Below are 18,769 nucleotides of genomic sequence, written 5' to 3' on the forward strand. Positions count from 1 at the left end.
GCCTCGTTCACGCCGTCCAGAGCCGCTCGATCGCGACCTCGCGGCCCAGGACACGCGAGGCCGCGCGATGTCCGGACAGCAGCGCGGCCGGCACCGTCGCCGGGTCGTCGGTCCAGGTCGCCTCGCCCGCGAGGTGCAGCACGCCGCCCACCGGCGTGGCGAGCGCGTCGTGGTCGCCGGTGGTGGAGCCCGGCACCATGTAGGCGTACGCCCCGCGCGCGAACGGGTCGGACTGCCAATCGGTGACGTCGACGCGCGAGGGCTCGGGGACGTCCGCGCCGTACAGCCGGCGCAGCTGCGCCATCACGGACGCGGCCACCCGGTCAGGCCTCCACCCGGAGATCTCGCGCGCCGCCGGACCCGCCGCGAACGTCAGCAGCGTCGGGGTGCCGTGGAGGTCCGTGAGGTCGTACCAGGAATGCCACCAGCGCCCCTCCGGGCCCTGCTGTCGGATCGCGTAGGCGCCTTCGCCCCAGAACCGCGTGGGGAAGCGCAGGACCACCTTCTCGAAGGCGTTCATCTCCAGCCGGCTCAGCGCGCCGGCGACCGGCTCGGGCAGCGTCGGCGAGAACTCGAGGTCCCCGGAGCGCAGCACGCCCACGGGAACGGTCACCACCGCGGTAGCCGCGACCAGCAACGAGCCGTCCCCGACGTGCACGCGCACGCCGTCGGACGCCCATTCCACCCGCGTCACCACGTGCCCGAGCCGCACGTCGAGCCCCGCGGCCAGCGCCGCGGGCAGGCGGTCGTAGCCGTCAGGGAACACCACCTCGTCGCCCTCGACCGCGTCGTCGTCGAGGCCGTGAGCCGCGAGGTCCTCGATCCACGCGCCGTACTGCTCCTCGGTGCGGTGCTCGAGGAACTCCCGCACCCGCGAGACGCGCTCACAGTCCCACCCCTGCGCGGCGAGCGCGCGCTCCGTCACGTCCCGGTAAGAATCCAGCGCCCCCGAGTCCGCGATCGCCTCCGCCAGCGCCGCGTCGACCGCCCGCACGTCCGCGGCGAAGGCGGCCGCCGCATCGTCCCCCAGCCTCTCGCCCTGGGTCGAGAAGTATGCGATGGGCCGGCCGTCGACCTGGTAGCTGCCGACCGTGAACTCGTGCATGCGCATGCCGAACGCGCCCGCCGCGGCGGCGACCGTGCAGCCCGCGACGCCGTGGATCCACGAGGCGCCCAGGTCGGTGACCGTGCCGCCCTCGCGCTGCGTCCACACGCGCCCGCCGATCCGGTCGCGCGCCTCGAGCACCATCACGTGGCGGCCCTCGCGGTGCAGCAGGCGTGCGGCCGCGAGGCCGGACACGCCGGCCCCGACCACGATCGTGTCGTAGCGTTCCATCGCCTCAGGCTCCCTCGCGCGTGCCGGTGGGACGGACACTACCGCGCCAGTGCGCGGGACCGGGAACACATGTGAACCGCCATTAACAAGATGCGTGACAATCCCTGGTGGGACCGGCACACTGGACCCGCGCGTACAGCGACGTACGGAGGGGGTTCCCATGCGGATGGCGATGGCGGCCGTGGTGGAGGCGACGGGGGCGGTGCCGCGGCCGCGCGAGGTGCGGCTCGACGCCCTCCGCGAGGACGAGGTCCTGGTGGACGTCGCCGCCTCCGGCATCTGCCACACGGATCTCACGGCGATCGACGGGGGAGCGCCCTTCGCCTTCCCGGCGGTGCTGGGGCACGAGGGCGCCGGCACCGTCCTCGAGGCGGGCGCCGCGGTCGAGGACCTCGCGCCGGGCGACCGCGTGGTGCTCACCTTCGATTCGTGCGGCAGGTGCCCGCGCTGCCGCGACGCCCACCCCGCGTACTGCGAGGAGTTCGCGGCGCGCAACTACCGCGGCGGCCGCACGGACGGCACGGCGACGGTCCGCACGGGGGACGATGCGCCGGTCGCCGCCGCATGGATGGGCCAGTCCTCGTGGGCGACGCGGGCGATCGCGCGGGCGACCAACGTGGTCAAGGTCGGCGACGACATCCCGTTCGCGCTCGCCGCGCCGTTGGGCTGCGGCGTGCTCACCGGCGCGGGCACCGTGCTCACGGTGCTGCGTCCCGGGCACCAGGACCGGCTGCTGGTGATCGGCGCGGGCACGGTGGGCCTCGCGGCGGTGATGGCCGCCCACGCGATCGGGGTGGCGGGCATCACGGTGGTCGAGCCGGATCCGGGCAGGCGCGCGCTCGCGCTCGAGCTGGGGGCGGACCTCGCGGTGCCGCCCGACCAGGCGGCGGACGCGGGCCCCGGCTTCGCGGCCGTCCTCGACACGGTGGGGACGCAGCAGACCACCGACCTCGGGCTCCGCGCGCTTGCCTCGCCCGGGATCTGCGCGACGGTGGCGCTGCGCCCGGGCGTGAACCCGGTGACCGTGAGCCAGACCGCGCTCCTGTGGGGCCGCACGCTCACCGGCGTGATCGAGGGCGACGCGGTGCCGTCGCACGCGATCCCCCTGCTGGTGGGGCTGTGGCGGGCCGGGGTGTTGCCGCTCGAGCGGCTGGTCACCACGTTCCCGTTCGCCCGGGTGGACGATGCGGTGGTCGCCGCGCGCTCCGGCGGAGCGGTGAAGGCGGTGCTGGTGATGGACGGGGCGGAGCCGTCGGCGAGCGCTGCGGCCGGCGCGCCGACCGCGGGCGAGCGCGTGCGCGGGATCGCCGCCGCGGGACGGGGTGACAGCGCCGTGCTCGCCGCGCTGTGGGACGTCCTGCCGCCGGCGCGCGCCGACGACCTGCGCGGGCTGTGGCGCGGCACCGGGATCGACACCGGCCATCGCATCCACGCGACGCTTGCCGGCGCGGCGTGGTTCGGCAAGAACTTCGCGTCGGACCGGGCGGTCCAGCCGATCGTGTGCCGCGACCCGGACGGCGCGCTCGTGGCGGACGCGGCCCTCGCGGGCGGCGGCGCGTGGCTGAGCGACTCCGTGCACCGCGGCCGGGTGACCGCGACCATGACCTACGACTCGCGGCCCGTCCACGACCACTTCGTGCGCGTCGACGCGGACACGCTGCTGGGCGTCATGGCCGGGCGTGGGGCGCGGGACGGCGACGTCGACTACTACTTCCTCCTCGAGCGCGAGCCGGGCGACCCGCCGGGCCCGCTGCCGGAGCGCGCCGCCGGACGCGCGCGCTAGGGTCGGAGACGAGCCCCGCTTCCCGTCGAAGGAGACAGTCATGCCCACGATCGCGATCATCGGCGCCGGCCCGGGACTGGGTGCGGCGGTCGCCCGCAGGTTCGGCCGCGAGGGGTTCTCCGTCGCGCTGATCTCGCGGGACCAGGCCAAGCTCGACGCGCTCGCCGCGGACCTCGCCGAGGGCGGGATCACGGCCCGCGGCTACGCCGCCGACGTGCGCGACGGCGCCTCGGTGGAGGCCGCGCTGGCGGACGCCGCCGCGGAGCTCGGACCCGTGACGGTGCTCCAGTACAGCCCGCTGCCGTCGCGCACCTACCTCGAGCCGGTCCTGGACCTCACGCCCGAGCTCGCGCTCGAGGCGCTGCGCTTCTCCGCGCTGGGCCTCATCCACGCCGCGCGCGCCGTCCTGCCCGCCATGCGCGCGGCCGGCGAGGGGAGCGTGGTCCTCATCAACGGCGGCACCTCGGTGCAGGCCCGGCACGGCTTCGCCGGCACGTCCGTCGCCTTCCCCGCGGAGAGCGCCTACGGCGAGATGCTGCACGATGCGCTGGCCGGCTCGGGCGTCCGGGTCGCCCAGCTGGTGATCCCGGGCTCCATCCCGAAACTGCGGTACACGCTCGACGAGGTCGCCGACCGCATCTGGGGCCTCCACCGCGAGGACGGCGACTTCCGCACCATGCTCATCCCGCTGGACGAGGGCCGGGAGTAGCGGCTCCCCGGTCAGCCCTCGACGATCACCAGCTCGCGCGTCGCTCGCGTCATGGCGACGTAGCGGTCCACGGCGCCCGTGAGCCCGTCGCCGAACGCCTCGGGCTCCACCAGCACCACCAGGTCGAACTCCAGGCCCTTCGACTCGGAGGGGGACAGCGAGCGGACCCGCGGCCGCTCCGCGACGCCCGGATCGCCGATCACGCATGCCACCCCCTCGCCGTGACGGGCGAGCCACCCGTCGAGCAGTGCGGGCAGCGCCGCTCGCGGGAGGCGCCGCACCGGCTCGCCGCCTGAGCGGATCGACTCGGGCACGTTGGCATCCGGCAGCGCGGCGCGGATCACGGGTGCCGCGTGCGCCATGATCTCCGCGGGCGTGCGGTAGTTGACCGTGAGCCGGGAGACGCGGACCTGCCGCATCCCCACGCGGGTGAGCCGCTCCTCCCACGGCTCCGCGAACCCGTGCCGCGCCTGCGCGCGATCCCCGACCACCGTGAGGCTGCCCGACGGGCAGCGGCGCAGCACCGCCCTCCACTCGGCGTCGGAGAGCTCCTGCGCCTCGTCGATCACCACGTGCGCGAACGGCCCCGCGAGCCGGTCGCCGCCGTCCTCGTCGCCCACGACGTTGCCCTCCCACGTGGCGCCAAGGTCCTGGCCGCGCAGCATCGACATGACCCGCAGCTCCGTGTCGTCCGCCGCGATGAGATCCTCGGCCACCTCGCGCATGCGGGCCCGGTGCGCCTCGCGTCGCAGCCGGTCGCCGCGGACCCGGCGCGCCCGCTCGGGATCGCCCAGCCGGTCGCGCGCCGCGTCGATGAGCGGCAGGTCGGCGACCGTCCACGCGTCCGGCACGTCGCGGCGCAGCGCGGCCGTCTCCGCGGCGGACAGCCACGGCGCGCACCTGCGCAGGTATGCAGGCACCGTCAGCAGGTCGCCCACGATGTCGGTGGGCTCGAGGATGGGCCACGAGGCGCCGATCGCCTCGAGCAGGCCGCGGTCGCGCGTCAGCGCCATGCGGAACGCCGCGTCCGGGTCGTCGACGCCCAGCCCGTACGCGTCGAACTGGTCGAGGTCGGGGGAGCCCGCCCCCGCATCGTCCCCCGCGCCGCGCAGGCGGTCGAGCAGGATCGCGAGCAGCGCCTCCCAGACCTGGTCGCGGGCGTCGTTGTGCGGCGTGCCCGGCTCGGGCGCCGCGAACGCCTCCGCCCAGTCGGCGGCGGTCACGCGTAGCTCGTCCTCGCCCAGCACGATGACGGGGCCGTCGCCCGGCGGCTCCTCGTACAGCGCCACCGCGGCGTCGATCGCGAGGTCGAGCGTGGCCTTCAGCCGCGCGACGGCGGGGTCGCGCTCCGGCACCGCGGCGGCGCCCTCCGGCACCAGGTCGGTCACGGTGCACGTGCGCACGGAGTCCTCGCCGAGGCTCGGCAGGACGTCGGCGATGTACGCGAGATAGGGACGGTGCGGCCCCACCACCAGCACCCCGCCGCCCTGGGCCGCGAGGCGCGCGTCCGCGTACGTGAGGTACGCGGCGCGGTGCAGCGCGACCACCGTCTTGCCCGTGCCGGGCCCGCCGTCCACCACGAGAGCGCCCGCCGATCCGGCCCGGATGATCGCGTCCTGGTCCGCCTGGATGGTGGCGAGCACGTCCCGCATGCGCGTGGACCGGCTCGCGGCGAGGCTCGCCATGAGCGCGGCGTCCTCGTCGAGCGCGACGTCCGCCCCGGGTGCGCCGTCGTCCCCGAAGGGCTCGTCCCAGTAGTCGACTATCCGCCCGCCGGTCCACCGGTAGCGCCGCCTGCTCGCCATCCCCATGGGCCGCGCGGCGGTCGCACCGAAGAACGGCTCGGCGGCGGGGGAGCGCCAGTCGACCAGCAGGCGGTCCCCGTCGCCGTCGGTCAGGCCCAGCCGGCCGATGTAGGTGATCGCGCCGTCCCCGTGGACGATGCGCCCGAGGCACAGATCGCGGCCGTAGCGTTCCAGCGCGCGCACCCGGGCGCCCAGCCGGTGCACCTCGAGATCCCGCTCGACCGTCGCCTGGCCGCCGCCGCCGGGCTTGAGGCGCTCGGCCTCGAGGCGCGCGCGCAGCACGTCGAGCTGGCCCGCGACGGCCCGCTCGACGCGAGCGAGATGACGCGCATCCGCCTCGATCAGCGCGGGGGAGGACTTGGCGGACAGGCGGGCGGGCAGGGCGAACATGACGTCGATCATCGCCCCGCACGGGGGCCTTGCCGCAAGCCCCCGGCCCCGCGATATGGTGACGGTGAGAGGGAACCGCGCCGCCGCATCGTCCCTGGTCCCGACCCGGGGGCGCCGCTAGGGTGGGCGCAACCGTGGAAGGGGAGACCATGACCGTGCCGGACGTGCCCGAGGGCTACACGCGCTACCTGATGAAGAGCAAGTTCGGCATGGGACGGGACTTCCGCATCCTGGACCCCGCGACGGAGGCCGACCTCTTCTTCGTCGACGGCAAGGTGGGCGCGCGGCCCAAGGCCGAGGTGCAGGGTCCCGACGGCGCGACCCTGTTCACCGTCACGGGCAAGATGCTCGGCATCCCCAAGCGCATGGACGTGGCCGACGCGTCCGGCGCGCCGGTCGCCCATCTGCACTCGCAGGCCTTCAAGTTCATCAAGGACAAGATCGACGTGACGCTCGAGTCCGGCGAGCAGTGGCTGCTCGAGGGCAACGTGATCGAGAAGGACTACACGGTCCGCAACGCGCAGGGCGGCGTGGTGCTGCAGATCACCCAGAAGTGGCTGACCGTGCGCGACAAGTACACGCTCGACGTGTGGCAGGGCGTCGAGCCGGGGCTCGCCTTCGCGATCGTGTGGGCGATCGACAGGTGGGTCGAGAGGGACTGAGCCGTGTTCGTGCTCATGTCGATCCACCACCCGCACCCCGAGCATCGGGAGGCGCTGATCGGCTCGATGCATCGCTACGGCGCCGCCATACGCGGCGAGCGCGGCCTGGTGTCGATCCACACGCTCGCAGACGCGGACTCCGACCGCCTGGTCGGGCTCGCGATCTTCGACTCGGAGGAGGACTTCCGTCGCCTCGCGCCGCTCGCGCGCGCCGCCGTGGCCGAGGACCCGTTCGAGCGGTGGGAGAGCGTCCCGATCGACGGGCTCGCGCTCACCGAGGTCTGACGGGGGCGCCGGCCGCGGGCCGTTCGCGTTGCCGCGCCTCCGGGCCGGTCGTATCCTGACGAACGCGCAGCATTCGTGACGAGTCCTCACACTGGAACGCCCTTCCGCCGGTGCGAGCGGAGCGAGGTGAGCCGGTGTCAGCGATGCTCTTCGCCCTGGGACGCTGGGCCTTCCGCGCCCGCCGCCTGGTCCTCGCCGGGTGGATCGTCGCGCTCGTGGCGGTGCTGGGCGCGTCCGCCGCCGTCGGGACGGGGACCACCAACAGCTACACGTTCCCCGGCACGGAGTCGCAGGACGCGCTCGACTCGCTCGCCCGCACGTTCCCCCAGTTCTCCGGCACCTCGGCGCAGCTGGTCGCGGTCGCGCCGCCCGGCGGGGACGTGCGCCACGCCGCGTTCCGCGACGCCGTCGAGGACGCCGTGACGCGGATCCAGGGCGTCGACCAGGTCGCGGGGGCGAGCTCTCCGTACTCGGGCGCCGCGACGGGCAACGTCGCCCCCGACGGCTCCGCGGCGCTGGTGCCCATCCAGCTGACCGTGCAGGCGCCCGAGGTGCTGCCGTCCACCTCCGAGCGGCTCCAGCGCGAGGGCGCCCGCCTGCAGCGCGAGCTGCCCGCCGGCTCGCAGGTCGCGGTGGGCGGCGCGCTGTACTCGCAGACCGACGCGAGCATCGGGATCAGCGAGGTCACCAGCCTGGGCATCGCGTACGCGGTGCTGGCCGTCACGTTCCTGTCCCTGGTGGCGGCGGGCATGCCGCTGGCGACCGCGACGCTCGGCGTGGGCATCGCGGTCGCGCTCGTGTTCGCCGTCACCCGCTGGGTCACCATCACGTCCACGGCGCCCCTGCTGGCCGTGATGCTGGGCCTCGCGGTCGGGGTCGACTACGCGCTGTTCGTCATCAGCCGCCATCAGGACCAGCTGCGCCGGGGAATGACGCCCGAGGAGTCCGCGCCGCGCGCCATCGCGACCGCCGGCTCCGCCGTGGTGTTCGCCGCGACCACCGTGATCATCGCGCTGGTCGGGCTCGCGGTGGCCGGCATCCCGTTCCTCACCGTGACGGGCGCGGCGGCCGCGCTCGGTGTCGCCTCCGCGGCCCTGATCGGGCTCACCCTCACGCCCGCGCTGCTGGGCTTCGCGGGGTGGCGCGTGCTGCGACGGCGGGACCGTCCGGGCGCGGGCGGGCAGGGGGACGATGCGGCGGCCGGGTCCGCGCCCGCCACCGGTCCGCCGGGGGAGGGTGGGGAGGAGCCGCCGCCCGAGGCGGCGGGCGAGCCGGTGGAGGAGCCTCCCGATCCGCCGCCCGAGCCGGAGGAGCCGCCGCCCGAGGCGCCGGTCGCGGGCGTGTTCGGACGCTGGGTGCGCGCCGCCACCCGGTGGCCGGCGGTCACCGTGGTGCTGCTGGTCGCGCTGCTCGCCGCCGCCGCGATCCCGGCCACCGGGATCCGGCTCGCGCTGCCCGACTCCGGATCCCTGCCCGAGGGCAGCCCGGGCCGCGTCACCTACGACCTCATCGCGGAGCACTTCGGGCCCGGCTTCAACGGCCCGCTGCTGCTCACCGGCTCCGTCATCCAGAGCACGGACCCGGTCACGCTGGTGGACCGCCTCGGGGATGACGTCGCCGCGGTGCCGGGCGTGGCCGAGGTGGTGCTCGCGACCCCGAACCAGACCGGCGACACCGCGATCATCCAGGCCGTGCCGTCGGGCGCGCCCGACTCGGAGCAGACCGAGCGCCTGGTCCACCGGCTGCGCGCCCTCGAGCCGCGGTGGCTCGACGAGTACGCCGTCGAGCTGTCGGTGACGGGCTACACCGCCGTGGGGATCGACATCTCCGACCAGCTGGGCGCGGCGCTCGCGCCCTTCGCGCTGCTGGTGGTGGGGGTGTCGCTGGTGCTGCTGGCGATGGTGTTCCGGTCGATCGTGGTGCCCATCACCGCCGCCCTGGGCTACCTCCTGTCGATCGGGGTGGCGTTCGGCGCCGCGACGCTCGTGTTCGTCGACGGGCACCTCGCCGAACCGGTCTCGGTCGCGCACGTCGGCTCGATCATCAGCTTCATGCCCATCATCGTGATGGGGGTGCTGTTCGGGCTCGCGATGGATTACGAGGTCTTCCTGGTGTCCCGGATGCGGGAGCACTACCTCGAGCGGCCCGACCCGCGGCGCGCCATCCACACCGGGTTCGTCGGATCGGCCCGCGTGGTCACCGCGGCGGCGATCATCATGACCGCCGTCTTCGGCGGATTCGTGCGCGGCGGCGAGGCGTCGATCCAGCCCATCGCGCTGGGTCTCGCCGTCGGCGTCGCGTGCGACGCGTTCCTGGTGAGGATGACGCTCATCCCCGCGGTGCTCGCGCTGTTCGGGCACGCGGCCTGGTGGTTCCCGCGGACGCTCGACCGCCTGCTCCCTCGCGTCGACATCGAGGGCGCGGACCTCGCCGTCGAGGACTCGCTCGCCCCGTGGCCGCCCGGCGGCAGCGCGCCCGCCATCGCAGTCGAGCGGATGCGGGTGCGGGACGCACCCGAGCTCGAGGTCACGGTCGCCGTGCCGGGCGGCCACGTGCTGGTGGTCGAGGGCGGGTCTGCCGAGGACCGCACGGCCGTGCTGCTCGCGCTGACCGGCCGCGCGGCCGTGACCGACGGCCTCGCCAAGGTCGACGGCCTGGTGCTGCCGGTGCGCGCCGCGAGCGTGCGCCGCCGCTCCGCGTACGTGCGCCTGGGGGCCCGCGGCGATCCCGTGGCCCGCCTGCTCGACGCCCTCGCGCACGCCCGGGTGCGCGTGATCGCGGTCGATGGCGCGGACGCGGTGCCCGCCGGGCCGCGTCGCGAGGAGCTCGCGGGGGTGCTGCGCTCCGCCCGTGGCGGCACGGACGGGAACGCGAGCGTCCCGGTCACCCTGGTCGTCTCGTGCCCCGCCCACGAGGCGATCGCGGACCTGGTGGAGGGGCTGCCGGATGTGCGCCTCGCGTCGGGAGAGGCCGCGACGCCCGCGACCGCCGGAGCGACGGCGTGAGCGGGCGGCCGTTCGACGCCTCCGCGGGAGCGGAGCGGTGGTCCTGGCGCACGGCGACCGGCGTGGTCCTGGTGCCGGTGGCCGTCGCGCTCCTGCTGTCCTGGGCGCTCGCCGCGCCGGGGCGCGACCTGCAGCGGATCACCGCCGCGGTGGTGAACGGGGACCAGCCGGTGCAGCTCGACGGGCAGACGGTGCCGCTCGGGCGGGAATTCGCCGCCGAGCTCATCGGCGGCGAGGCCGGCGCGGGCGCGCCGCGCGACCCCGGGCCGGATGCGTCGGCATCGCCCGCGCCCGCCGAGCAGGGCTTCACCTGGGTCCTCACGAACGCCGACGACGCGAACGCAGGCCTCGACGCCGGCCGCTATGCGGCCATCGTGCGCATCCCGCCGTCCTTCTCCGCCGACGCGACCTCGCTGTCCGGCCCCGCGCGCGACGCCGTCACCGCGACCATCCACGTCACCACCACGCCCGCCACCGCCTTCCTCGACCCCGCCCTCACCGCCGTCGTGGTCCAGGCCGCCGTCGCGAGCCTCGACGCGCAGCTGACCCAGCGTTACCTCACCCAGCTCTACGAGGGCTTCAACTCCATTCAGGCGTCAGTGGCGCAGGCGGCGGACCGGGCGGCCCAGCTGGCCAACGGAGCAGACTCGCTCGCGGACGGCACGGCGGAGCTCGCGCAGGGTGCGGCGGAGCTGAGCCGAGGCCTGGACTCGCTCGACACGGGCGCGGCCTCCCTCGCGCGCGGCCTCGGCACCCTCGCGACCTCGGTGAGCGGGCTGCCGGGGGAGACGTCGCAGCTCGCGGAGGGATCCGCGGAGGTCGCGGCCGCCCTCGATGCCGAGGCGGCGCTCCTCGCGTCCAGCGCCGCCGCGGTGCAGGCCTTCGCGACGGACCTCTGCGGCCGGCCCCGGCAGCCGGGATGCGCGAGCGCAACCGGACTGGCCGAGCGCGCGACGGCCGCCGCCGGGGCGGTGGCCACGCTCGCCCGGGGCGCCGACGCGGTGGCGGTGGGCAACGCGGAGCTGGCGGCCGCGATGCCCGCGCTGGTGACCGGCGTCGACGAGTCGGATGCGGGCGCGGAGCAGGTCGCGGGCGGGGCGTCCGACGCGGCACAGGCCGGCGGGCAGGTCGAGGACGGCGCGAGCGGGGCCGAGTCCGGCGCCGCCGACCTGGACGACGGCGCCCAGCAGCTCGCCGACGGGCTCGACGACGCCGCCGACCAGATCCCCACCTACGGTCAGGCGGGCATCACCACGCTGTCGAGCGTGGCCGCGCGGCCCGTGGTGACGGATCTCGACGCGGCTCCCGACGGCATCGTGTCCGTGCCGCTGTTCGCGGCCGTCGCGCTGTGGGTCGGCGGGATCGCGATCGCGCTCGGCAGGCGCGCGGTGCCGCGGCGTCGCCTCGCGACCGCCGCCTCGACGCCCGCGGTGGCCGCCCGTGCGGGCGGCGCGACGGTGGGACTGGGGCTGGTGCAGGGCCTGCTGGTGGGCCTCGCGGTCGCCGGCTTCGTCGACGCGGGTGCGACATCACGGGTCGGCTTCGTCGCGATGTGCGGGGGCGCCGGCGCGGTGCTGGCGCTCGCCAACCAGGCCCTGGCCGCGGCCTTCGGGGGAGCGGGCCGGTGGCTCGCGGTGGTCATCGGCGTGATCGCGCTGGCGGTCGGCACGTCCTCGACCGTGCCACCGGCCCTCGCGACCGTCGACGCGCTCCTCCCGGTCCGGATGGTCAGGCGTGCGCTCGGAGCGAGCCTGGGGGTCGGGAGCGCGACGGGCCCGCTGGTGGCGCTCGGGCTCGTCGCCGTCACCTCGGCCCTGCTGGTCATGGTGGGCGTCGCGCGACGGCGCACCCGCGGCCTTGCGGAGCCGGTCGACTGACCGGAGGCGGCGCGGATCAGCTCAGCGAGAACCCCCACGCCAGCGCGTGCGTCTCACCCGGCTCCAGCGTGATGAGCCGGTCGCCGGTGCGGAACGCGTCGGCGATGCAGGACATCGGCTCGATCGCGATGCCCGCGCGGCGTACGCCGGGGACCTGGTCGCCGGTGCACACCTGCCACGCGGTGGCCTCCGCGTCCGCCCAGATGTCGACGGAGGCGCCGTCGGCCCAGCCCAGCCGGGCCCACGACCTCCCGGCCGGGTCGAGGATCGGGTCCACCCAGGCGTCGTCGAACGCGATGCCGCGCAGCGAGCGGGCCGCGCGGAGGTCGAAGTCGCCGTCGACGGGGACCTCCGAGGCGGGCAGGAGGCGGTCGTCGACCGTGACACGTGAGGCCGCGTCGAGCTGCAGGGTGCACTCGTCGAGCGGCGTGCCGCCGGGCGCGAACCACGGGTGGAAGCCCACGCCGTAGGGGAGCGCCTCGGCCCCCGCGTTCCGGGCCGTCGTGGTGATGGTGAGGCCGTCGTCGGCGAGCGCGTACGTGGTGGCGAGCGAGAGCTGGAACGGGTAGCCGGGGCTCGCGGGCAGGTCCAGCGCGAGGGTCACGGAGCTCGAGGTCGACTCCGCGACCTCCCACCTCTCCCAGCAGACCAGCCCGTGCAGCGCGACCGCACGGTCGGGCTCGGACACGGGCACCTGGAGGTCCCGTCCCCCGAACGCGTACCGTCCGTCGCGCATCCGGTTGGGCCACGGCGCGAGCACCATGCCGTGGAACGCCGGCGCGATCTGGTCCGCACCGAACGGGATCACGACGTCGCGGCCGCCCACCGCGTGCTCGCGCAGGGCCGCACCGACGGTGGCGATGGTGGCGACGGCGTCGCCGTGGGCGATGGTGATCTGGCTTCCGGACAGGTGGCTCATGCCGGAAAAACTACCGCGTCGTCACCGGGACCCTCGACCGGGGCGGTGCTTGACTGGACGCGTGGAGCCCAAGGTCGACCTCAAGCGCACGCTCGACGCCTACCAGGCGAGGCGGGACCGCTTCCGGCTGGTCGACGTCCCGTCGGCGACGTACCTCATGATCGACGGCTCTGGCGATCCCAATGTCACGCCCGCGTTCGGCGCCGGCATCGCGGCGCTGTTCCCCCTCGCGTACGCGCTCAAGTTCGCGAGCAGCCGGGAGCTGGGACGCGACCACGTGGTGATGCCGCTCGAGGGACTGTGGTGGGCGGATGACCATGCCGCCTTCGCGGCTCGGGACAAGGCCGCGTGGTCGTGGACCCTCATGGTGATGATCCCCGAGTGGGTCGGCGCGGACCTGGTCGAGCTCTGCCGCGCCGGGCTCGAGGCGAAGGGCCCGCCGGAACGGCTCCACGAGGTGCGGTTCGAGACCCTCGAGGAGGGCACCTGCGCTCAGACGCTGCACGTCGGGTCCTTCGACGACGAAGGCCCCACGCTGGCCAGGCTCCACCAGGAGTTCCTGCCCGAGCACGGCCTGCGGCCCACGGGCCGGCATCACGAGATCTACCTCAGCGACCTGCGTCGCACGCCGCCCGCGCGGCAGCGGACCATCCTGCGGCAGCCCGTCGAGCGGACTTCCTAGAAGCGCAGGTACACCGGGCTCGACTGCCAGATGCTGGTCTGCTGGACGCCGCTGCCGGGGTTCAGCGCCTCGACCTGCTGGCCGTTGCCGAGGTAGATGGAGACGTGGCCGGGGGACCAGATGACGTCTCCGGGGCGCGCCTCCGAGGACGGGATCACGGTGCCCACGGCGCGGATCGCGCTCGAGGAGTGCGGAAGGCTCTTGCCCACCTGGGCGTAGGCCCACGCGACCAGTCCCGAGCAGTCGAACACCGTCGGGCCGGAGCCGCCGTACGCGTACACCGAGCCCACGCGCGACAGCGCGGCGGCCGTGATCGAGCTGGTGTAGGCGGACACGTCCGCCGCGGACCCGCCGGAGGCGGTCGACGCGTCGGAGGACGTCCCCACGGCGTCCGAGACGTAGTCGTCGAGCAGGCGCGTGGCCACGTAGCCGGTGAGCCCGTCCGCCGTGTACACGAGCGTGAACTCGCCGTCCGTCACCGCGTCGTCATCCGTCCCCAGCTCGGTGCCCTCGGGCACCACGGTGAGGGGCTCGGCCTTGAGCGAGGCGTCCGAGCGCAGGTTGACCGCGGCGGCGGCCACCGCCTCGGGCTCGTCAGCGCGGGCGCGCGCCTTGCGGATCTGCGCCGGCTGCTCCCACAGCGGCGTCACCTCGACGTCGGAGATCTGGTGGGCGCCCCAGCGGGCGTCCTCGGCCGCCTCGACGGGGGCGACGGTCGTGTGCGAGGCCCGGACCTGCTCCTGAACGGGCTGCTCCGCCGGCGTGCCTGCCGCGGGAGCGGCGAACGCGGCGGTGGCGTACCCGATGCTCAGGGCACCTCCGGCGACTGCGGCGGAGGCCCGGCGGTGGCCGGGCCGGTGGAACGGCGAGTGGAACGTGAACAACGGGTGACTCCTTGGTACGGCTCGCACGACGATAACAAATTGGTAACGGAGCGCCCGCCCGTGACGCCGTCCGCGGCGTGTCGGCCGCCCCGGCGACGCGTGTCGCAGACCCGGCCCGCGCATCGTCCCCGCGCCATGCCGACGCGCCGCCGCTACGGTCGAGGCATGGACCGCGACGCCCGCGCGCGAGTGTCTCGTCGCAGGTACGTCCGCCTGCGGGCGGAGGCATGGGGGTTCGCGCTCGGGTCGCTGTGCTTCGCGGTCGGCGCCCTGCCCTGGTACGCCGACGCCGTCTGCGCGGTCGCGACGAGTGTGACGTTCTTCACGGGGTCCGTGCTGTTCACGCTCGCGGGCGCCATCCAGCTCCTGCTGAGCGGACGCCACCTGCCGCGCGGCGCGGCCACGCGAGCGGACCGGCTCGACTGGTGGGCCGCCGCGATCCAGTCGGCCGGCACCGTGATGTTCAACCTCAGCACCTTCGCGGCGATGGTCGCCGCGCTGCGCGCGCCGGACGCGGTGGGCATCGGCTGGCGGTCCAACGCCTGGGGTTCGCTCGCGTTCCTGATCTCGGGCGCGCTCGCGCTGGGCGCGGCGCGGCGACGTGACGAGCTGTGGCACCTCCGGGCGCGCACGCCGGAGGCGGCGTGGCTGGGGATGGCGGGCTCGGTGGCGTTCGGCGCGTCCGCGATCGGCGCCTACGTGGTGCCCGAGACAGGGTCCTTCGTCAGCCTGATGTGGGCGAACCTGGGCACGTTCGTGGGCGCGCTGTGCTTCCTGGCCGCCGCGGTGCTGGTGCGCCCGGGCGCCACCGCGGAGGTCGTGCCGGGGACGTCGACCGCGTGATCAGTGGTGGAACGCGGATCCGGTGCGCTCGACGGGGATCGGGCCGTCGAGGCTGTCGAGGTACTCGACGCAGGCCCGGAAGTCCTCGAGGAAGTCGCGCGCGGCGGAGCGGCGGCCGCGCCTCACCACGATCCGCTGGACCGTGACGTCCTGCAGGTCCTCGGGCATCGGGTAGGCCGGCACCTGCCAGCCGCGGGCCCGCAGCCTGTCGGACAGGTGGTAGAGCGTCCAGTTGTCCGTGTGACCCTCCTTGAGCCGCCACGCGAACACGGGGATGTCGCTGCCGTCGCTCACCAGCTCGAACGGGCCCATGCGCCCGATCTCGCCCGAGACGTAGAGCGCCACGTCCCTGGTGTGCGAGTGGACCGCGCGGTAGCCCTCGAAACCGAGCCGGAGGAACAGGTAGTACTGGAGCAACACCTGCGCGCCGGGGCGCGAGAAGTTGAGCGCGAGGGTCGGCATGTCCCCGCCGAGGTAGCTGACGGAGAAGACCATGTCCTCGGGCAGGTGCTCCTCGGTGCGCCACACCACCCACCCGAGACCCGGGTACACCAGGCCGTACTTGTGCCCGGACGTGTTGATCGACACCACCCTGTCGACGCGGAAGTCCCACGAGATGTCGGGCTGGATGAACGGGGCGACCATCGCCCCGGAGGCGCCGTCCACGTGGATCGGGACGTCGAGCCCGGTGTCCGCCTGGATGCGGTCGAGCGCGGCGGCGATCGCCTCGACCGGCTCGTACGCGCCCGTGTAGGTGACGCCCATGATCGCCACCACCCCGATGGTGTTCTCGTCGACGTACCCCTCGAGGTCGTGGCCGTCGAGCGTCGGGTGCGCGAGCGACACCGGCACCAGGCGCGCCTCGACGTCCCAGTAGTTGCAGAACTTCTCCCAGCACACCTGAACCGCGGCGCTCATGATGAGGTTGGGCCGGTCGGTGGGCTGCCCGGCGGCGCGGCGGCGGGCGCGCCACCGCCGCATGAGCGCGAGCCCCGCGAGCATCGCCGCCTCGGAGGACCCGATGGTCGACGTGCCGATGGTCCGCTCGGGGTCCGGCGCGTGCCACAGGTCGCCGAGGATGCGCCAGCACCGCGTCTCGATCTCCGCGGTCTTGGGGTACTCGTCCTTGTCGATCATGTTCTTGTCGAACGTCTGCGCGTACAGGCGGTTGGCGTGCTCGTCCATCCACGTGCCCACGAAGGTCGCGAGGTTGAGCCGCGCATTGCCGTCGAGCATCGCCTCGTCGTGCACGATCTGGTACGCGAGCTCGGGCGCCATGCTACCCGGCGGCAGCGTGAACCACGGCTCGGCGAAGTCGTCGTAGTCGTTGGTGAAGCCCGGGGGCGAGGTGACCTCGCCGTCGCGGCTGCCGGATGCGGTCGTCATGATGGCCCCCCTCGGCCTCGTGGCTGGGTTCCCCGACCACGCTAGCCCCGTGGCGCTCGGGCCGCAGGGCGGGGGACGATGCGCGGGCTGGGGGGGCGCGTCAGTCGCGCCGGGCGCGCGCGGGCACGCGGGCGGGCCAGAAGCTCGCGGGCCGCAGGACGGCGAGGACCCGGAGCAGGCCGGACACCGCGAGGCCCACGGCGGCGATCGCGCCCATGGTCGCGAGGATCGCCGCGAGCCCGCGCGCGGGGTCGAGGAACGGGTACGGCACCCAGCCGTCGAGGAACGCACGGAACAGCAGGTAGGACACCCACAGGGCGGGCAGCGCCAGCACGCTCCACAGCGTGCCGAGCGGGAGCCGGCGGCGGCCGCCGATCAGCACCCAGTCCGCGACCAGGATGAGCCCCGCGCCGCCGTGCAGGATCGCGTTGGCCCACGGGAAGTACGGGGTGGTGAACGGCGCGAGCAGCAGCCAGTACACCGCGCCCACCACCACCAGGTAGGTCGCCGAGTTGACGCGCAGCACCGTCACCCAGCGCGGCTCGGGTCTGCCGACCCGCGCGGCGGCCAGCAGCGCGATGATGCCCGCGAGGTTGGCCAGCGGGGTGAAGTAGCCCGGCAGCTGGCCCCACGTGAACGTGCCGAACGTGAGGTCCGCCCAGGCCTGGAATCCCAGGGCGGACAGGATGATGGACGCGCCGATGAGGCGCAACGTCCGGATGGTGGCGTCTTTGCTCACGCCACCGGACGTTACCAAATCTTTATCCCGGCTTGAAGAACCTCCGCGCGTGTCTTCGCTCACACATGGCGCGACGGCGGATCCGGTTGCCGGGCCGCGCCGTCGCGGCGACGATGGTCGGGGGCCCGGCGCGGAGCCGGGCGAGGGGGTCGGCGTGGAGCTGTCGGAGCGCGCGCTCGCCGCGCGCGGCGAGATCGAGGCCGTGACGCGGTTCTTCGCGTCCGTGGGGGCACGGGCCGACGAGCCCGGCATCGCCGACCTCACGTTCGGCAACCCCCACGAGCCACCGCTGCCGGGGTTGGTCGACGCGATGCGGACCCATCTCGAGCCGCGGTCCGACCAATGGTTCGCGTACAAGACCAACGAGCTCGGCGCCGCCGAGGCGATCGCCACCGGGCTGCGGGACGACGTGGGGCTGGCGTGCGAGGCCGCCGACATCGCTCTCACGCAGGGCGCCTTCGGCGCGATCGCGTTGGCGCTCCATCTGGTCGCCGACGCGGGGGACCAGGCGATCATCCCCGTCCCTGGCTGGTTCTGCTACGCGCCCATGCTGCGCATGCACGGCATGGAGCCCGTGCCCGTCGCGCTCGACGGCGCCGACTTCGACCTCGACGTCGACGCGATCGGCGCCGCGGTCACCGCGCGGACCAGGGTGGTGGTGGTGAACTCGCCGGCCAACCCGACCGGGCGCGTCTATCCGCGCGCCCAGCTCGAGCGGCTCGCGGCGGTGCTGGAGGAGCGCTCCGCCGCGATCGGCCGCCGCATCTGGATCCTGTCCGACGAGCCCTACCGCCGCATCCGCTTCGACGGCATCGGCTTCACCAGCCCCGCGGCCGTGTACCCGTGGACCCTGATCGACTACAGCTACGGCAAGGTCCTGCTCGCGCCCGGCCAGCGCCTCGGATACCTCGCGATCGGCCCCGGCGTCCCCGCCGCGGACCGTGAGGGGCTCCGCGAGGCGCTGGTGCCCTCGCAGCTCGCCGTCGGGTGGGGCTTCCCCGATGCGGTGATGCAGTACGCGGTGCCGGACCTCGAGCACGTGGGCATCGACGTGGACGAGCTCGCGCGCAGGCGCGACCGGCTGCGCGGGCCGCTCGTCGAGTCGGGCTTCCGCGTCGCGCGCACCGAGGGGACCTTCTACCTCTGGGCCGAGGCGCCGGACGGCGACGGCGACGCCCTCGCGGCACGGCTCGCGGAGCGCGACGTGCTGGTGATGCCGGGCAGCCTGTTCGACCGGCCCGGCTACTTCCGGCTCAGCCTCACCGCGACCATGGCGACCATCGAGCGCGCGCTGCCCGCCCTGCTCGCCGAGGCGCCGCCGCGCCCGTGACGGGAGCGTCGCCCCGGTTTGCCGCCCGTCGCTGGGACCGGGCACAATGGCCGCGCCGCCGCGCATCAAACGAGGCCTCGGATCCACCACGGGTGGGCATTGCCGGCGGGCCGTCCCTGCACACCACGCGGGTC

General features: G+C 74.7%; 15 protein-coding genes. 9 read left to right on the forward strand and 6 right to left on the reverse strand.

Annotation, left to right across the window (positions count from 1 at the left end; translation table 11 throughout):
- Window positions 1-7 precede the first annotated feature (7 nt).
- Window positions 8-1,336: a flavin monoamine oxidase family protein gene (locus AOM05_RS05975; protein WP_062520304.1), complete on the reverse strand. Its 1,329-nt coding sequence runs from the start codon at window positions 1,334-1,336 to the stop codon at window positions 8-10.
- 160 nt (window positions 1,337-1,496) lie between these two features.
- Here AOM05_RS05975 and AOM05_RS05980 point away from each other — a divergent pair, with 160 nt between their 5' ends.
- Complete coding sequence (locus AOM05_RS05980) at window positions 1,497-3,119, forward strand: alcohol dehydrogenase catalytic domain-containing protein (protein WP_082097322.1); 1,623 nt, start codon at window positions 1,497-1,499, stop codon at window positions 3,117-3,119.
- Window positions 3,120-3,159: 40 nt separating this feature from the next.
- On the forward strand, window positions 3,160-3,828 hold the full coding sequence (locus AOM05_RS05985; protein WP_062520305.1) for an SDR family NAD(P)-dependent oxidoreductase: 669 nt from the start codon (window positions 3,160-3,162) through the stop codon (window positions 3,826-3,828).
- A gap of 11 nt (window positions 3,829-3,839) precedes the next feature.
- Here AOM05_RS05985 and helR read toward each other — a convergent pair whose 3' ends face one another.
- Window positions 3,840-6,023, reverse strand: coding sequence for an RNA polymerase recycling motor ATPase HelR (gene helR, locus AOM05_RS05990; protein ID WP_082097323.1), 2,184 nt, complete (start codon window positions 6,021-6,023; stop codon window positions 3,840-3,842).
- Window positions 6,024-6,172: 149 nt separating this feature from the next.
- Here helR and AOM05_RS05995 point away from each other — a divergent pair, with 149 nt between their 5' ends.
- From AOM05_RS05995 to AOM05_RS06010, 4 genes are all read left to right on the forward strand, one after another.
- Window positions 6,173-6,685: an LURP-one-related/scramblase family protein gene (locus AOM05_RS05995; RefSeq protein WP_062520309.1), complete on the forward strand. Its 513-nt coding sequence runs from the start codon at window positions 6,173-6,175 to the stop codon at window positions 6,683-6,685.
- Between the two features lie 3 nt (window positions 6,686-6,688).
- Complete coding sequence (locus tag AOM05_RS06000) at window positions 6,689-6,970, forward strand: hypothetical protein (RefSeq protein ID WP_062520311.1); 282 nt, start codon at window positions 6,689-6,691, stop codon at window positions 6,968-6,970.
- A 143-nt stretch (window positions 6,971-7,113) separates the two neighbouring features.
- A complete protein-coding gene (locus tag AOM05_RS06005; RefSeq protein WP_228373233.1) occupies window positions 7,114-9,975 on the forward strand; it encodes an MMPL family transporter in 2,862 nt (953 codons plus the stop codon).
- The gene (locus tag AOM05_RS06010) at window positions 9,972-11,852 is read left to right on the forward strand and encodes a hypothetical protein (RefSeq protein WP_062520316.1); all 1,881 of its coding nucleotides are present in this window, start codon (window positions 9,972-9,974) and stop codon (window positions 11,850-11,852) included. Before AOM05_RS06005 ends, AOM05_RS06010 begins: the two co-directional genes overlap by 4 nt.
- 16 nt (window positions 11,853-11,868) lie before the next feature.
- Here AOM05_RS06010 and AOM05_RS06015 read toward each other — a convergent pair whose 3' ends face one another.
- Window positions 11,869-12,771: an aldose 1-epimerase family protein gene (locus AOM05_RS06015; RefSeq protein WP_062520318.1), complete on the reverse strand. Its 903-nt coding sequence runs from the start codon at window positions 12,769-12,771 to the stop codon at window positions 11,869-11,871.
- A gap of 61 nt (window positions 12,772-12,832) precedes the next feature.
- Between AOM05_RS06015 and AOM05_RS06020 the strand changes: the two genes are divergently transcribed.
- Entirely contained in the window at window positions 12,833-13,453 is a 621-nt protein-coding gene (locus AOM05_RS06020; protein WP_062520320.1) for a GyrI-like domain-containing protein, read from the forward strand.
- Here the strand turns inward: AOM05_RS06020 and AOM05_RS06025 are convergent.
- Window positions 13,450-14,337: a C40 family peptidase gene (locus AOM05_RS06025; protein ID WP_062520322.1), complete on the reverse strand. Its 888-nt coding sequence runs from the start codon at window positions 14,335-14,337 to the stop codon at window positions 13,450-13,452. The two genes, AOM05_RS06020 and AOM05_RS06025, sit on opposite strands and share 4 nt — an antisense overlap.
- Before the next feature lie 165 nt (window positions 14,338-14,502).
- On the opposite strand from AOM05_RS06025, the gene AOM05_RS06030 reads away from it, so the two are divergent.
- Entirely contained in the window at window positions 14,503-15,180 is a 678-nt protein-coding gene (locus AOM05_RS06030) for a hypothetical protein (protein ID WP_062520324.1), read from the forward strand.
- Here AOM05_RS06030 and gad read toward each other — a convergent pair whose 3' ends face one another.
- Both gad and AOM05_RS06040 read right to left on the reverse strand, forming a co-directional pair.
- Window positions 15,181-16,566: a glutamate decarboxylase gene (gene gad / locus AOM05_RS06035; protein ID WP_082097325.1), complete on the reverse strand. Its 1,386-nt coding sequence runs from the start codon at window positions 16,564-16,566 to the stop codon at window positions 15,181-15,183.
- A 100-nt stretch (window positions 16,567-16,666) separates the two neighbouring features.
- The gene (locus AOM05_RS06040) at window positions 16,667-17,305 is read right to left on the reverse strand and encodes a Pr6Pr family membrane protein (RefSeq protein WP_156165075.1); all 639 of its coding nucleotides are present in this window, start codon (window positions 17,303-17,305) and stop codon (window positions 16,667-16,669) included.
- Window positions 17,306-17,459: 154 nt separating this feature from the next.
- Here AOM05_RS06040 and AOM05_RS06045 point away from each other — a divergent pair, with 154 nt between their 5' ends.
- Window positions 17,460-18,635 (forward strand): aminotransferase class I/II-fold pyridoxal phosphate-dependent enzyme, encoded by a 1,176-nt coding sequence (locus tag AOM05_RS06045; RefSeq protein ID WP_062520329.1) that lies wholly within the window; start codon window positions 17,460-17,462, stop codon window positions 18,633-18,635.
- Window positions 18,636-18,769 lie beyond the last annotated feature (134 nt).

It is taken from the genome of Demequina silvatica (genome assembly GCF_000971215.1).
In the GTDB taxonomy this organism is placed as follows: Bacteria; Actinomycetota; Actinomycetes; order Actinomycetales; family Demequinaceae; genus Demequina; species Demequina silvatica.

Bases quoted from the DNA above. Each gene is read 5' to 3' on its own strand.
- AOM05_RS05995 (WP_062520309.1), top strand. From the start codon at position 6,173: ATGACCGTGCCGGACGTGCCCGAGGGCTACACGCGCTACCTGATGAAG.
- AOM05_RS06005 (WP_228373233.1), top strand. From the start codon at position 7,114: ATGCTCTTCGCCCTGGGACGCTGGGCCTTCCGCGCCCGCCGCCTGGTC.
- AOM05_RS05975 (WP_062520304.1), bottom strand. From the start codon at position 1,336: ATGGAACGCTACGACACGATCGTGGTCGGGGCCGGCGTGTCCGGCCTC.
- helR (WP_082097323.1), bottom strand. From the start codon at position 6,023: ATGTTCGCCCTGCCCGCCCGCCTGTCCGCCAAGTCCTCCCCCGCGCTG.
- gad (WP_082097325.1), bottom strand. From the start codon at position 16,566: ATGACGACCGCATCCGGCAGCCGCGACGGCGAGGTCACCTCGCCCCCG.
- AOM05_RS05980 (WP_082097322.1), top strand. From the start codon at position 1,497: ATGCGGATGGCGATGGCGGCCGTGGTGGAGGCGACGGGGGCGGTGCCG.
- AOM05_RS06030 (WP_062520324.1), top strand. From the start codon at position 14,503: ATGGACCGCGACGCCCGCGCGCGAGTGTCTCGTCGCAGGTACGTCCGC.
- AOM05_RS06015 (WP_062520318.1), bottom strand. From the start codon at position 12,771: ATGAGCCACCTGTCCGGAAGCCAGATCACCATCGCCCACGGCGACGCC.
- AOM05_RS05985 (WP_062520305.1), top strand. From the start codon at position 3,160: ATGCCCACGATCGCGATCATCGGCGCCGGCCCGGGACTGGGTGCGGCG.